Below are 14553 nucleotides of genomic sequence, written 5' to 3'. Positions count from 1 at the left end.
GCCGCCGCGCTCGACCGCCAGATCGACCAGCACCGAGCCGGGCTTCATCGACTTCACCATCTCGGCGGTGACCAGCTTCGGCGCCGGACGGCCCGGGATCAGCGCCGTGGTGATGACGATGTCCTGCTTCTTGATGTGCTCGGCGGTGAGCGCCGCCTGCTTGGCCTGATACTCTTTCGACATTTCCTTGGCATAGCCGCCGGCGGTCTGCGCGTTCTTGAACTCCTCGTCCTCGACCGCGAGGAACTTGGCGCCGAGGCTTTCGACCTGCTCCTTGGTGGCCGGACGCACGTCGGTCGCGGTGACCACCGCACCCAGACGGCGCGCAGTCGCAATGGCCTGCAGGCCGGCAACGCCGACGCCCATCACGAACACCTTCGCCGCCGGCACGGTGCCGGCCGCCGTCATCATCATCGGAAACGCACGGCCGAAGGCTTCGGCGGATTCGATCACAGCGCGGTAACCCGCAAGATTCGCCTGCGACGACAGCACGTCCATCACCTGCGCGCGGGTGATGCGCGGCATCAGCTCCATCGCGAACGCGGCAACACCGGCATCGGCCAGCGCCTTCAGCGCCGCCTCGTTGCCGTAAGGATCCATGATCGCGATGACCAGTGCACCCTTCTTGTATTTGGTAACTTCAGAAGCTTCCGGGCGCTTCACCTTGATGACGATATCGGCATCCTTCACCGCCTCAGTGCTGACCACAGCACCCGCGGCGTCATAGTCCGCATCCAAAAGACCGGACTTGATGCCCGCACCCGGCTCGATCGCGACATCGATCCCCAGCGCCTTGAACTTCTTCACCGTGTCGGGCGTCGCCGCAACCCGCGGCTCCGCCGCATCGACTTCCCTGGCTATCGCAATTTTCATGACGCCTCCCGCAGCCGTTCGGCCGCGCATGACTTAATCACCGGCCACACCGCCGGGACAACCGAATTCGATCAGGTGAGAAAGATCGCCATCAGGGCGAGGATGACGATAAGGGAAATCGTCCCGTACTTCGTCATCGCGAGAAAACCTTCGTAGGTCTGCTCGTGCGCAGGATAGTCCATGCCATCCGCCGTGGTGTAAGCAACTTCGTTATGGTCAGCCATCGATCCCCTCCAGCGCCACTCTAAATGTTGACGCGAATTAGCCCAATTGCGGGGCAAGGGCAACGTCTGCCGCCGCTTTGGACAGTTGATTAGAACCACCCGCATGCATGCCATGCAATGGTTCTCGCGGAAATTTCCGCGATGCGGAACAGAAAGCCCCACCCTCGCGGAAATTGCCCGGAAACGGGGCTGTCCGGCCTATCCCATGGTTTCCAGTTCAGCGATCAGGCTTTCGATCACCGACAACCCGCCGTCCCAGAATTTCGGGTCCTTGGCGTCCAGCCCAAACGGCTGAAGCAACTCGGAATAATGCTTGGTGCCGCCGGCCGAGAGCATCGCGAGATAGCGGTCAGCAAAGCCTTCGGAGGCGTTTTCGTAGACAGCGTAGAGCGAATTCACCAGGCAGTCACCGAACGCATAGGCATAGACGTAGAACGGCGAATGGATGAAGTGCGGGATGTACATCCAGTACGTCTCGTAGCCCGGCTTGATCTCGATGGCCGGTCCGAGGCTTTCGCCCTGCACGCTCAGCCAGATCTCACCGATCCGCTGCGCGGTCAGTTCGCCGTTGCGGCGCTCGGTGTGGATCGCGCGCTCGAACGAGTAGAACGCGATCTGGCGCACCACCGTGTTGATCATGTCCTCGACCTTGCCGGCGAGCAGCGCCTGACGCTCCTTGCCGTTCTTGGTCTGGGCCAGCAGCCGCTTGAAGGTCAGCATTTCGCCGAACACGCTGGCGGTCTCCGCCAGCGTCAGCGGCGTCGGCGCCATCAGCGCACCGTTCTTGGCGGCGAGGACCTGATGCACGCCATGGCCGAGTTCATGCGCGAGCGTCATCACGTCGCGCGGCTTGCCCTGATAGTTCATCAGCACATAGGGATGCGCCGACGGCGTGGTCGGATGCGAGAAGGCGCCCGGCGCCTTGCCGGGCCGCACCGGCGCATCGATCCAGCGATCGGTGAAGAAGCGCTCCGCGATGTTCGCCATCTGCGGCGAGAAATCACCATAGGCTTTCAGGATTGTGCTCTTCGCGTCGTTCCAGCCGATCTGGCCGGTGGTCGCGAACGGCAGCGGCGCGTTGCGGTCCCAGAACGGCAGCGACTTCTTTTTGAACCAGCGCGCCTTCATTTTGTAGTATCTGTGGGAGAGCCGCGGATAGGCCGCACGCACCGACGCCACCAGCGCATCGACCACTTCGCGCTCGACGCGGTTCGCAAGGTGGCGCGCGTCAGCGATGTCCTGGAAGCCGCGCCAGCGGTCGGAAATTTCCTTGTCTTTGGCGAGCGTGTTGGTGATCAGCGCGAAGGTGCGCTCATTGGCCTTGAAGGTTTTCGCCAGCGCCTGCGCCGCCGCCTTGCGTTTGGCGGGCGCGCGATCCTGCAACAGCGTCAGCGTCGGCTCGATCGCCAGTTCCTTGGTCCCGACCTTGAAGCGCAGCGCCGAAATGGTTTGATCGAACTGCCTGTTCCACGCGGCATAGCCGCTAACGGACTTTTCGTGGAACAACTGCTCGACGCGATCCTCAAGCTGGTACGGCTTGTCCTTGCGCAGATCCTCGATCCAGGGCCGATAGTGATTGAGCGACGGCACAGCCATCGCGCGCTCAATCACGCCGTCATCCACGCGGTTCAATTCAAGATCGAAGAACAGCAGATGCACAGAAGCAGCAGTCAATCGCTCTAAAACGTCGCCATAGAACTTTGATATCTCGGGTTTCGCTTCGTTGTCGGCGTGCATGAGCACAGCATAGGAACTCAACCGTCCCGAGAGGTCGCTTATCGCCTCGTAGCTCTTGATCGCCCCGGCCAGCCATTCGCCACCTTCAGGCTGCGCAACCTGCTCCGCGATCTTGCCCTTGTAGGCGGTCTCGAACGCCACGCAGTCAGCATCGAGCTTGTCGAGATCGCGCGCCACCTCCGGCGCGTCGATGGCCGGATAAAGGTCTGTCAAATTCCACTCAGGCAGCTTTCCCGCCTTGCCTGACGCGCCGGATGTCTTTTTGACCGAAGCTTTCGCCTTGGGCGCGGATTTGGGTTTTGCCGGAGATTTGCGGAGAGCCGAGGAGCGCGAAGCCATATTTCAATCCGTGATGTTCAAGATCGTTCAGGACGCGTGACGATTGCAGCACTTGCCGAGGAAGCCAACTCTTAAGAGGTCGTTAATCGGCATCGGCGAGAGTGCCCCGATTCGAGACATGTTGTTGAGATAGTCCAGAGTTGCGGGGAATGCCATGGTTGCGTCCATTCTGATTGCCGACGACGATGCCGTACAGCGGCGCCTCGTCGAGAATATGGTGCAGCGCTGCGGTTACGACGCCGTGACAGTCGACAGCGGCGATGCCGCCCTCGCCCATCTGATCGATCCCGATGCCAAAGCCATCGACGCCCTGGTGCTCGATCTCGTAATGCCCGGCCTCGACGGCATGGGCGTGCTGGCAAAGATTCGCAATATCGGCCTCGATCTGCCGGTGATCGTGCAAACCGCCCATGGCGGGATCGACAATGTGGTGTCCGCGATGCGGGCCGGCGCGCACGACTTCGTGGTGAAGCCGGTCGGCATCGAGCGCCTGCAGGTGTCACTGCGCAACGCTCTTAACGCCAGCGCGCTGAAAGGCGAATTGCAGCGCATCCGCCACCGCCGCGAAGGCAAACTCACCTTCGCCGACATCGTCACCCGCTCCGAGACGATGAGCCACGTCATTTCGATGGGCAAGAAGGCCGCAGCGTCTACCATCCCGGTGCTGATCGAAGGCGAATCCGGCGTCGGCAAGGAACTGATCGCCCGCGCCATCCACGGCTCCTCCGAGCGCAGCGCCAAGCCATTCGTCACCGTCAACTGCGGAGCGATCCCGGACAATCTGGTGGAGTCGCTGCTGTTCGGTCATGAGAAAGGCGCGTTCACCGGTGCGACCGAGCGGCATGCAGGCAAGTTCGTCGAGGCCAATGGCGGCACGCTGTTCCTCGACGAAATCAGCGAACTGCCGCTGGCGGCGCAGGTGAAACTGCTGCGCGCCCTGCAGCAGGGCGAGGTTGAAGCGGTCGGCGGGCGCAAACCCGTCAAGGTCGATGTGCGCATCGTGTCGGCGACCAACCGCAACCTGCTCAATCAGGTGAAGGCCGGCGCGTTCCGCGAAGACCTGTTCTACCGGCTGCACGTTTTGCCGCTGACCATTCCACCGCTGCGTACGCGCCGCGAGGACATCCCGCATCTGGTGCGGCACTTCATGGCGCGCATCGCCGCGGAGGAAAACCGGCCTGTCACCAGCGTCAGCGGCGAAGCCATGGCACTGCTCGGGCAAATGGGGTGGCCTGGCAACGTCCGCCAGCTGGAGAACGCGGTGTACCGCGCCGTTGTGATGAGCGACGGCGGCCAGCTCGGACGGGATGATTTCCCGCAGATTGGCGGGATGCCACCCGTCGCATTTTCCGAGGCAGAGCCGGTGATGTTGGACAGCCCGCCGTCCTCGCCAACCGACACTATCGCAGGTGCCGAAATACCTATCGCCCCTGCAGCCGCGCCGGCTAAATTCCTGTCGGCTTACGGCACGCTGGCGATGCTCGGCGACGACGGCGAAATGCGCCCGCTCGAGGAGTTGGAAGCGGAGACTATCCGCTTCGCCATCACTCACTATCGCGGCCAGATGTCCGAGGTCGCCCGGCGATTGAAGATCGGCCGCTCGACGTTGTACCGAAAACTGGATGAGGCCGCCGCAGCCTCCGGCGAGGAACCCGCCGGCCCCTCCCGCTGACCGCGAATCACTGGAACGCCGGCACGGCTTTTTCGTTACTGTCATTGAACCGTTGCGGCGCGGTGACAGACACAGGAAAAGCGCGCGGCAATGCGCGCAAGCCGTTGCAAAGAAACCCGAATTGAAGTCACTTCCTGTGAGATGACTTCGAGTTGATCTGGCGGCAACTGGCCGCCGTGAGCTGGCGCGTGTAGCGTTTCGCAGTGTTTTTAATGCGGGATTGCGTACCAAACTCCGATCGAGCCGGCGCTTTTTGCATCAGGCAGTGACGGAAACCATCATGAGCTGTTCCATGCCGGGGCAGTTTCACCCAAGGGGTGCGAGAATGCGTGACTTTTCGACCGGCCACCACAAGAGTCCAGCAGGCTTTGACCGGATTCTGATGGCCGTGGCCGCTACATTCCTTTCCGTTGCCGCGACCACCGCAAACGCCCAGTCCGGCCCCGCGAAAAGCCCTGCAGATCTCGCCATCGATGCCGCAGTCCCGCTTCCCGAACCGGCCAACGTACCGCCGCCGACGGTGAACGACTTCAAGCCAGAGACCACGGCCGCTGCACCAGCCACGGTCACGCCTCCCAAGAAGGAAGAAGCTGCGGCCCCGGCTGTTCCCGCCGCACCGGCCACCACGGCAACTGTTCCTCCCGCCGCTACGGCGCCGACCGCAGCGGCACCGGCAGCCACTGCTGCCGCACCGGCGGTTGAGCCTCCAAAGACCGAACCAGCAAAGGCGGCTCCGGCTGTCGCCGCTGCCGATCAGCCGGTTGCCGACAAACTGCGCGACCTGATTGCAACCAAGGGCGCGCGCTACTTCGACCGCAAAAGCGAACGCACCGCGGTCGAGAACTTCTACAGGGATCGCAACTACGCTCCGCTCTGGAGCGAAGCCGGTGCCGCCACCGCGCGCGCCAAGAACGTGATTGCGCGCCTGAAGGACGCCAGCAGCGAAGGTCTGAGCGTGGCCGATTATCCCACGCCTGATTTCGCCGCAGCGACCACCGCTGACGCCCAGGCCGAGGCTGAACTGCGCCTGACCGAAAGCATGCTCGATTATGCGCGCCACGCCCAGAGCGGCCGCATGCACTTCTCTCGCGTCAGCGCAGACATTTCGTATCCCGAGCATCCGGTCGATCCGGTCGAGGTCCTTATCAACGTCTCGACCGCAAAGGACGCGTCGGCAGCGCTGGCGGGCTACAACCCGCAGCACACGGGCTATAAGGCGCTGAAGTCCAAGCTCGCCGAGCTGCGCGGCGTTACGGACGATACCTCCAAGCACATTGCCGAAGGCGGTGTGCTGAAGTTCGTCAAGCCGACCAAGAAGAATCCGAACCCGGTCGCGATGGAAGACGAGCGCGTGCCGGCGCTGCGCGCCAAGCTTCACGTCGCAGAGAACACCGACGACAAGCGCTACGATGCCACGGTTGCGAACGCCGTTCGCAAATTCCAGTCGAACAACGATCTGAAGGCAACCGGCGTGCTCGACAACGGGACCGTGCGCGCAATCAACGGCCCCAAGAGCGACCGCAAGATCGACATCGTGCGTGCGAACATGGAGCGCTGGCGCTGGCTGCCGCGCGAACTCGGCGCAAGGGCGCTGGGTGACGTTTATGTGATCCTCAACATTCCCGACTATTCGCTCAAGCTGATGCAAGGCGACAAGCAGGTCTGGACCACCCGCGTCGTCGTCGGCAAGCCGGGCAAGCACGCGACTCCGGAACTGACGGAAACGATGAAGTTCATCACCGTCAATCCGACCTGGAACGTGCCGCCGTCGATCATCTACAACGAGTATCTGCCGGCGCTGGCGCAGGACCCGACCGTGCTCGACCGCATGGGCCTCAAGCTCGCGCGCGCCGCTGACGGCAGCGTCCGTATCTCGCAGCCGCCGGGCGAAGCCAACGCGCTCGGCCGCATCCGCTTCAACTTCCCGAACAAGTTTCTGGTGTATCAGCACGACACGCCGGACAAGCACCTGTTCGCCAAGGAAGAGCGCGCCTTCAGCCACGGCTGTATGCGCGTGCAAAACCCCGACCAGTACGCGTCGAACCTGCTCAGCATCGCGTTGCCAAAGGAGAACTACACGCCCGAGAAGATCAAGGGCATGTACGGGCGCGGCGAGGTCAACATCAACTTCCCGACGCCGATCCCGGTCCACATCGCCTATCAGACCGCGTTTGTGGACAGCGCCGGCAAGCTTGAATTCCGCAAGGATATCTACAGCCGCGATCCAAGGGTGATCGCGATGCTCAAGGGCAGCGAAGGCCGCGACATGGAAACCGCCGTGTCTCACGCCCAGCCGAACCATGTTCGCCCGACCAACGTGCAGGTTCCCGGCGAGAGCTTCGCGAGCAACAGCAGCATGGGCTTCTTTGAGCGCCTGTTTGGGCCTCCGACCCCGCCGCCTGCCGCAGTACGCGGTCAGCGTCGGGTCGTCCGCTAAACACGGGAACTTCGGCGAAAAGCGACCGACTTTCTCCGGGTTCCACAGTTCCAAGGGCTCCGCCGACGGCGGGGCCCTTTTCATTAACCATTGCCCCCGAAGCAGTCCGGACCTGATCGGCCCGACGGCCCTTTTTTGCCATACTCAGGGGGGCATACTCTGGCCTTCATGGGCCTGTGACAGACTTGGGCAAGGCTTGATCAAGACTTGGGATAGCTGAAGACTAGGGATCGCTAAGGACTTGGGCAGACTGAGACTTGGGCAACGACAGACACTAAGACTTCGACACTAAGACTTGGGAAGACCTGACGAACGCGGCGTGGGGATTGGTAAATATCGCTTAACCCCCGTGCCTTAAGACCATGTTCATCCTCTCCCGTTGCGTGGGGTAGCGGGGGATCACCTCAACAAGCTGACGGCTGACGGGATTCTGAGTGGCGGGCGGTTTTCCACGCAGCATTGGCTTTGAATGGCTGTCGCGCACCTCGGTGCGCGTCGGCCTCGCCTCGCTGCTGCTGATCGCGACCAACGCCCGCTCCGTCCACAACGCCACCGCAGACGGCGACACCCGGACCCTCTCGTTCCACCACACCCATTCCGACGAAGACCTCACCGTCACCTTCAAGCGCAACGGCCGTTACGATGAAGCCGCGCTGAAGAAGCTCAATCACTTCCTGCGGGACTGGCGCAGCCAGGATTCCACCACGATGGATCGCCGGCTGTTCGACATCGTTTGGGAAGTCTATCGCGACGTCGACGGCAAACAGCCGATCCAGATCATCTCCGCCTATCGCTCGCCCGCCACCAACTCCATGCTTCGCCGCCGCTCTTCGGGAGTGGCGCGCCACAGCCAGCACATGCAGGGCCATGCGCTGGACTTCTTCATCCCTGGTGTGCCGCTGGAGCAAATCCGTTTCGCCGGACTGCGGCTGCAGCGCGGCGGCGTCGGGTTCTACCCCACCTCCGGATCGCCGTTCGTGCATCTCGACATCGGCAGCATCCGTCACTGGCCGCGCATGACCCACGATCAGCTCGCGCGTGTTTTCCCGGATGGCCGCACAGTGCACGTGCCGTCTGACGGCAAGCCGCTGAAGGGTTACGAGCTTGCGCTCGCCGACATCGAGCGACGCGGCAACGGCGAGGACGTCGCCGCACCGTCGAAGTCGCGCACCTTCCTGGCCTCGCTGTTCGGCCGCAAGCAGGCGGATGACGAGGAAGAAGCCGGCAATGAGGCGGTGACGCGCCGCGGCAAGGTCACGCAGGTGGCGATGACCGCAGTCGACAAGGCCAAGGATGCCGCACAGGCAACCGTCACCGCAGCCGAAAAGATTCTCGAACGCGTGCCGCTGCCGCGCGCGAAGCCCGCAGGCGCGGCGTCCTATCAGGTCGCTTCGGCTGACACCAAGACCGTCCCGCTGCCCAAGCCGCAACCCGCGCTCAAGCCAATCCCGGCCGACGAATACGCCCCGCAGAGCCCCATCGACATCATCAATGCGCGTGGCTTCTGGGATAACGAACCAGCACCGAAGCCCGCGGCGCAGGCGCAGATCGCCGCCCTCAAGGCGCGCGGCGCCGTCGTCGCTGCTGACCCGCAATTCACCGCAAGCCTGCCGCAGAACGTCTCGCAGGCGCTGGCCTATGCGCCAGCGGATGCCCCGCTCGATCGCGCCAAGGTCGTCGCCGCCAGCGCACCGCTCCCGCGCAGCCCGCGCATCGCATCGCTCGCTCCGAACCCGATGTCGGGTGCGGATATCAACACCACCGATGCAACGATCGCCAAGACACCACAGGGCAAGATCGCGACCGCAACGCGGGTCAAGCAGGCCACTCAGACGAATGACATCTGGCTGCGCGCAATGATCCTTGCGCCAAGCGCCAGCACGTCGATGGTCGCCTCAATTCTGGGCGATCAGGACATGACCGTGATGCGCACGCATTTCGTCAAACCGAACGCGGCGGTGGCGATGACATTCTCGAACGATCCGCAAATGGGCATCGTCTGCGAGAAGTTCACCGGCTCGGCGACCGCGACGCTGTCGACGACATCGTTCGCGATGCGCACCGCCGCGCTGCGGTAATACATAAACCGCGAAAAATAAGCCGATCTATCGTCGTCCCGGCGAGGGCTAGGACCCATAGCCACTAATCGCCGTGACTCAGCGAAATGGCTCTCAATATCTGTCTGTAAATTGCGGTCACAGGGGGCATCGGTCCCGGCCTTCGCCGGGACGACCATCAAGGCGCGGTTAGTTGCGCCTCACAGCATGCCGAGCGCCTGCATGTAGGTTTCCAGGATGGTTTCCTGCTCCTGGCGCTCGTCGGCGTCCTGCTTGCGCATACGGATGATGGTGCGCAGCACCTTGACGTCGAAGCCGTTGCCCTTGGCTTCGCCATAGACGTCCTTGATGTCGTCGCTGATCGTCTTCTTCTCTTCCTCGAGGCGCTCGATACGCTCGATGATGGCCTTGAGCTGCCCCTTCGCAAAGCTGTGAGCGGTTTCGTCGTCTTTCACGGCAGCCGAGGTGGCCATCGGGGGTACTCCTGAACTTTAATGAGGTTTGGTCACTGGCGTGCGCGGCACGCCATCTAGTGGTCCGATTCTGACATTCGCATTCCGTTTCAGCAACTCTCTTTGCGAATGTCAGAATCAAAAGACCACTAGCAATTTAAGTTTCCAGTGTCCCTTTGAATCCTTTCGTTCGCTACAGAAGGCGCTGCAATATGAAGAGAACGAAAGGATTCAAAGGGACACTGGTATCACACTCAAGAGTGGGACCTGTCCCGTCAAGGCAGAGTCACGGTCATCCACAGTGACCCACAGGTGAAAGAAAAGTCGGCGCCAATGCACCGATTTCACTTGCGTGTTTCAGTGACCCGCTTGGCTTTTCTTCATCGCCGCAACCTGATCAGGCGTTGCCTCGGTCTGATGCTTCGCCTTCCAGGCTTCATATGGCATGCCGTACACCGCCTCGCGGCTCTCGTCCTTGCTGAGCGCTACGCCCTTGTCGTCGGCGGCCTCCTTCAGCCAGTTCGAGAGACAGTTGCGGCAGAACCCCGCGAGATTCATCAGCTCGATATTCTGCACATCGGTCCGCCCGCGCAGATGTTCGACAAGACGGCGGAAAACCGCCGCTTCCAATTCCGTTCGGGTTTTCTCATCGATGGCCATGGTTATTTTTCCACAATTTCAGGTCGGCTGGCTGTCCCGCCACCGGCACCCTAACATAGGGTCGGGCTCAGTGATTTTAAGCCCCGCGATTTCTAGTCCGATGGTTTTCCATATGGCGAGAAAAACCAGCTTGACCCGCGTCATGACCCGGCAACAGGCCTATTGAGGTTCACACTGGTTTGGCGAAACCGCCAAGCCGTCCTATAGTGACCTAGCCTGGCCGGATATGGGATCTCCGCTTTTGCCGATCATGCTCAATATGTTACGCGAAATCAACGAACGGTTGATAGTACCTGATTAGATGACAGCCACGACTTCCCGCCACATAACGCTCCGCCGTACGATCACCGCCACCCTCACCGGGCTTGTCGCGCTGATCGCACTGTGCGCGTGGAACGACCCGGCGGCGGCGGATTTCCGGCTCTGCAACAATACCTCGAGCCGGGTCGGCATCGCGCTCGGCTACAAAGACAATGAAGGCTGGGTGACAGAAGGCTGGTGGAACGTGTCGTCCCGCGCCTGCGAAACCCTGCTGCGTGGAACGCTTGTCGCACGATACTATTATATTTACGCCATCGACTATGACCGCGGCGGAGAGTGGTCGGGGCAGGCGTTCATGTGTTCGCGCGACAAGGAATTCACCATCAAAGGCACCGAAGACTGTCTGGCGCGCGGCTTCGACCGCACCGGATACTTCGAGGTCGATACCGGCGAACAACGCGCCTGGACTGTCCAACTCACTGAATCCAACGAACAGAACCCGCGCTCACCCGGCCTGCCCGGTATGCCGAACGCGCCGGGGGCTGCACAACCCGGCGCACTTCCCGGTGCAGCTCCTGGAAATCCTAAATGAGACGCCTGCGACGCATCAAGATTCTCGCCACCCTCGGACCAGCCTCTTCAGACAGCGCATCGATCCGCAAGCTGTTCGAGGCCGGGGCCGACGTGTTCCGCATCAACATGAGCCATACGCCGCATGACAAGATGCGCGAGATGGTGGCGACCATCCGCAACGTGGAGAGCAGCTACGGGCGGCCGATCGGCATCCTGATTGATCTTCAGGGACCGAAGCTGCGGCTGGGCAATTTCGAAAACGGCTTCGTGGAACTCAACAACGGCGCGATGTTCACGCTCGATGCCGATCCGACGCCGGGCGACAAAACCCGCGTCCACCTCCCCCACCCCGAAATCCTGAAAGCGCTTCGGCCGGGCCATGCGCTGTTGATTGACGACGGCAAGCTGCGCCTGATCGCCGAAGAGACCTCCCCTGAACACGCGCTGGTGCGCGTCGTGACTGGCGGAAAGATGTCCGATCGCAAGGGCGTCAGCCTGCCCGACACGGATCTGCCGGTGTCAGCGATGACGCCGAAGGACCGCGCCGATCTCGAAGCCGCGCTTGAAACCGGCGTCGACTGGGTCGCGCTGTCGTTCGTGCAGCGCGCCGACGACGTGATCGAGGCGAAGAAGCTGGTGCGCGGCCGCGCCGCCGTGATGTCGAAGATCGAGAAGCCGCAGGCGATCGAACGTCTTGCCGAAATCATGGAGGCGTCGGACGCCCTGATGGTCGCGCGCGGCGATCTCGGCGTCGAGCTGCCCGCCGAGCGCGTGCCCGGACTTCAGAAGCAGATGACGCGCATGGCGCGGCGCGCCGGCAAGCCGGTGGTAGTCGCGACCCAGATGCTGGAGTCGATGATCACATCGCCGGTACCGACCCGCGCTGAAGTCTCCGACGTCGCCAACGCCGTATTTGAGGGCGCCGACGCCATCATGCTGTCGGCAGAATCCGCCGCCGGCAAGTTCCCGGTCGAAGCGGTGCTGACCATGAATCGCATCGGCGAGGAATGCGAGCGCGATCCGACCTATCGCGGCGTCATCGCCGCGCAACGGCCCGATCCGGAAGCCACCGCAGGCGACGCCATCGCCGACGCGGCGCGGCAGATCGCCGAAACGCTCGATCTCTCCGCCATCATCTGCTGGACCAGTTCCGGCTCGACCGCGCTGCGTGTCGCGCGCGAACGACCGAAGCCGCCGGTGGTCGCGATCACGCCGAACGTGAATACCGGGCGCAAACTGTCGCTGGTGTGGGGGGTGCACTGCGTGATCGCGGAAGACGCCCATGATCAGGACGACATGATCGACCGCGCCGCCCGCATTTCATTCCGCGACGGTTTTGCCAAAGCCGGCCAGCGCGTCATCATCGTCGCCGGCGTACCGCTCGGCACGCCGGGCACGACCAACATGGTCCGCATCGCCTATGTCGGCCCCGAGCGCGACGCCGACATCTGACGCTGGCGCAAGCTTATTGCGCTGACATGCCGACGGTCTCCGGAACTCGCGTCACCGGCGGAGGATTCCATTTCCCCGTTAACGCGTCGGATTGAGGACTGTAGAGACGCATCGTCAGGTTGAACGCCCCCTTCGGCGCAGGAAGCCAGTTCGCCTCCTTGTCCTTGCCCGGGTTCTCGTTCTGGAAGTAGAGCGTCAGCGAACCGTCGGGATTGGTCTTGAAGGGCATCCAGCTGCTGACCGCAAAACGATTGAGGCTGTTGGCGACCTGAAAACCCTGCGGATCGTACAGCGTGACCGACCAGAATGCATTCACCGGCGGCGCGCGGCCCTTGTCGAAATTGATCGTATACTTGTTGGCGCCGTCGAGCGGTTTGCCGGTGTCGTCCGCGAGGTTGAGCGGATAGATCGCGTCCTCAGGCAGGTTTGCGCCAAGACCAAGCTGAGTCACGATGGCACGCTTGAGATAGTAGTTTCCGTACACGCCCATGGTGTCGGTGTTCATCGACCAGCCGTTCGCGACACGGGCGAGCGTCGCCACCTTCCATTCCATCAGCTTCTGGGCAGCTTCCGGCGCGGCCTCAATCGCCTTCTTCACCGCCGGATCGATCTTCGCAACATCGAAGCTCTTGCCCGGTTCGATGCCGATGCGCTTCATCTGCGCGATGATCGGCTCGTCAGTGATGTGAGGCGGGTTGACCTTCAGAATTTCAGACGCATAGGTAAAATACTTGCCTCCCGCCATGGTATCGACCTGGATCTTCGGCGGCGTCTTCATGTCGATGGACGGATCAATCCTGGCCTCGACCGGCTTTGCCGGCTTTCCCCATTCCGACAACGGCGTGATCTTGTAGCCGGCCTGAATCTTGTGGACCGCGGCATAGTCCGGCGGACCATCGGTTTTGGTGCGCCCGATGACCCAGACATGCGGCGTCGGTGCGTGAATGATCTGCGTTTCCTTCGGAAGTTTGAACTCCTCGACAAGCCGGTCCCGCAGATCAGGCCGCCAGTTCGGCGGAACGATCAGGAAGTTTCCGGCCTGCGTTCCCGTGGTGCGCGATCCGGGGGATGCGAAGACGTCTGACCACATGTCGAGCATCGGAATAAGATAGAATCGCCCTCCTGTATCCGGGACGGAGACGACAACGGGCTCCTTGGTCATGTCCAGATAACCGCTGGAATACAGCGTATCGAAATTCGGACGAACGACGGCTCTCATGTCGGCAGCCGGGAATGCCGGGATGTTGGCGAAGGTATTCGCCGGGCCGCCGATTCCCTTGCCCGGCTCCATGTTCGTCAGTTGCTTGCGCGTCACATCCATCGTCACGAGCGGATAGAAGTAGACGTAAGCGTCGGTGGCGATAGCAAGGGCTTCCTGCTCGGAGAGCGGAGCGGTCTGCGCCATTGAGGGAGATAGGGCCTGCATTGTCCCCGCAGCAATCAACGCAATGAGCATCAATCCGAGACGAATTCTTCTAACAGGAACAAGCATCACACGCCCTCCGCTGTTCGATTTAAATTTGGGAATTCAAACAAATAGAAAAGGCACGCGAATTTCGCGCACCGTCTCCAGATCTCCTGTCGCTTTGAACTCTGTCCGCCCTGTGGACGACCTTCTCAAGACAATCGAAAAAGAAAGAGAAAGAGAGAGAGAGAAAGAGAGAGAGAGAAAGAGAGAGAGAAGAGAGAGAAAGAGAGAGAGAGAGAGAGAGAGAGAGAGAGAGAGAGAGAGAGAGACGCGCCGCACTACTAACAAACGAACGAACGACGGCTCGACCGAACCGACCTACCTACTCGCCACCGACCCACCGACGCG

Annotated in this window: 12 protein-coding genes; 6 read left to right on the top strand and 6 right to left on the bottom strand. The window is 61.9% G+C overall.

Going from position 1 to position 14553, the window contains the following annotated elements; translation table 11 throughout:
- The 3 genes from BN32_RS01915 to BN32_RS01905 all read right to left on the bottom strand — a co-directional run.
- A partial coding sequence (locus BN32_RS01915) for an NAD(P) transhydrogenase subunit alpha (RefSeq protein WP_040425849.1) occupies positions 1–873 on the bottom strand: 873 nt, incomplete at its 3' end.
- A 71-nt stretch (positions 874–944) separates the two neighbouring features.
- The gene (locus tag BN32_RS01910; RefSeq protein WP_019195557.1) at positions 945–1097 is read right to left on the bottom strand and encodes an aa3-type cytochrome c oxidase subunit IV; all 153 of its coding nucleotides are present in this window, start codon (positions 1095–1097) and stop codon (positions 945–947) included.
- 198 nt (positions 1098–1295) lie between these two features.
- Positions 1296–3173, bottom strand: coding sequence for a M3 family oligoendopeptidase (locus BN32_RS01905; protein WP_019195556.1), 1878 nt, complete (start codon positions 3171–3173; stop codon positions 1296–1298).
- 154 nt (positions 3174–3327) lie between these two features.
- On the opposite strand from BN32_RS01905, the gene BN32_RS01900 reads away from it, so the two are divergent.
- From BN32_RS01900 to BN32_RS01890, 3 genes are all read left to right on the top strand, one after another.
- Positions 3328–4845, top strand: coding sequence for a sigma-54-dependent transcriptional regulator (locus BN32_RS01900; protein ID WP_019195555.1), 1518 nt, complete (start codon positions 3328–3330; stop codon positions 4843–4845).
- A gap of 325 nt (positions 4846–5170) precedes the next feature.
- Positions 5171–7282, top strand: a complete 2112-nt coding sequence (locus tag BN32_RS01895; protein ID WP_019195554.1) for a L,D-transpeptidase family protein — start codon at positions 5171–5173, stop codon at positions 7280–7282.
- 434 nt (positions 7283–7716) lie between these two features.
- Positions 7717–9360 carry a peptidoglycan L,D-endopeptidase MepK gene (locus BN32_RS01890; RefSeq protein ID WP_019195553.1) on the top strand — a complete coding sequence of 548 codons (1644 nt, stop codon included), beginning with the start codon at positions 7717–7719 and terminating at the stop codon, positions 9358–9360.
- 179 nt (positions 9361–9539) lie between these two features.
- Here BN32_RS01890 and BN32_RS01885 read toward each other — a convergent pair whose 3' ends face one another.
- Positions 9540–9812, bottom strand: a complete 273-nt coding sequence (locus BN32_RS01885; RefSeq protein WP_019195552.1) for a DUF2312 domain-containing protein — start codon at positions 9810–9812, stop codon at positions 9540–9542.
- A gap of 336 nt (positions 9813–10148) precedes the next feature.
- Positions 10149–10451, bottom strand: coding sequence for a DUF1244 domain-containing protein (locus BN32_RS01880; protein ID WP_019195551.1), 303 nt, complete (start codon positions 10449–10451; stop codon positions 10149–10151).
- Positions 10452–10752: 301 nt separating this feature from the next.
- Between BN32_RS01880 and BN32_RS01875 the strand changes: the two genes are divergently transcribed.
- Positions 10753–11304 (top strand): DUF1036 domain-containing protein, encoded by a 552-nt coding sequence (locus BN32_RS01875; RefSeq protein WP_019195550.1) that lies wholly within the window; start codon positions 10753–10755, stop codon positions 11302–11304.
- A complete protein-coding gene (pyk, locus tag BN32_RS01870; RefSeq protein ID WP_019195549.1) occupies positions 11301–12737 on the top strand; it encodes a pyruvate kinase in 1437 nt (478 codons plus the stop codon). The genes BN32_RS01875 and pyk overlap by 4 nt, the downstream gene beginning before the upstream one ends.
- 13 nt (positions 12738–12750) lie before the next feature.
- Here the strand turns inward: pyk and BN32_RS01865 are convergent, their stop codons facing one another.
- Positions 12751–14142, bottom strand: coding sequence for a DUF1254 domain-containing protein (locus BN32_RS01865; RefSeq protein WP_019195548.1), 1392 nt, complete (start codon positions 14140–14142; stop codon positions 12751–12753).
- Positions 14143–14341: 199 nt separating this feature from the next.
- On the opposite strand from BN32_RS01865, the gene BN32_RS27435 reads away from it, so the two are divergent.
- On the top strand, positions 14342–14553 hold a 212-nt coding region (locus BN32_RS27435), incomplete at its 3' end, for a hypothetical protein (protein WP_210164654.1).

The sequence above is a fragment of the Afipia birgiae 34632 genome, assembly GCF_000308295.2.
In the GTDB taxonomy this organism is placed as follows: domain Bacteria; phylum Pseudomonadota; class Alphaproteobacteria; order Rhizobiales; family Xanthobacteraceae; genus Afipia; species Afipia birgiae.
This window is presented reverse-complemented; position numbering and strand designations above follow the sequence as displayed.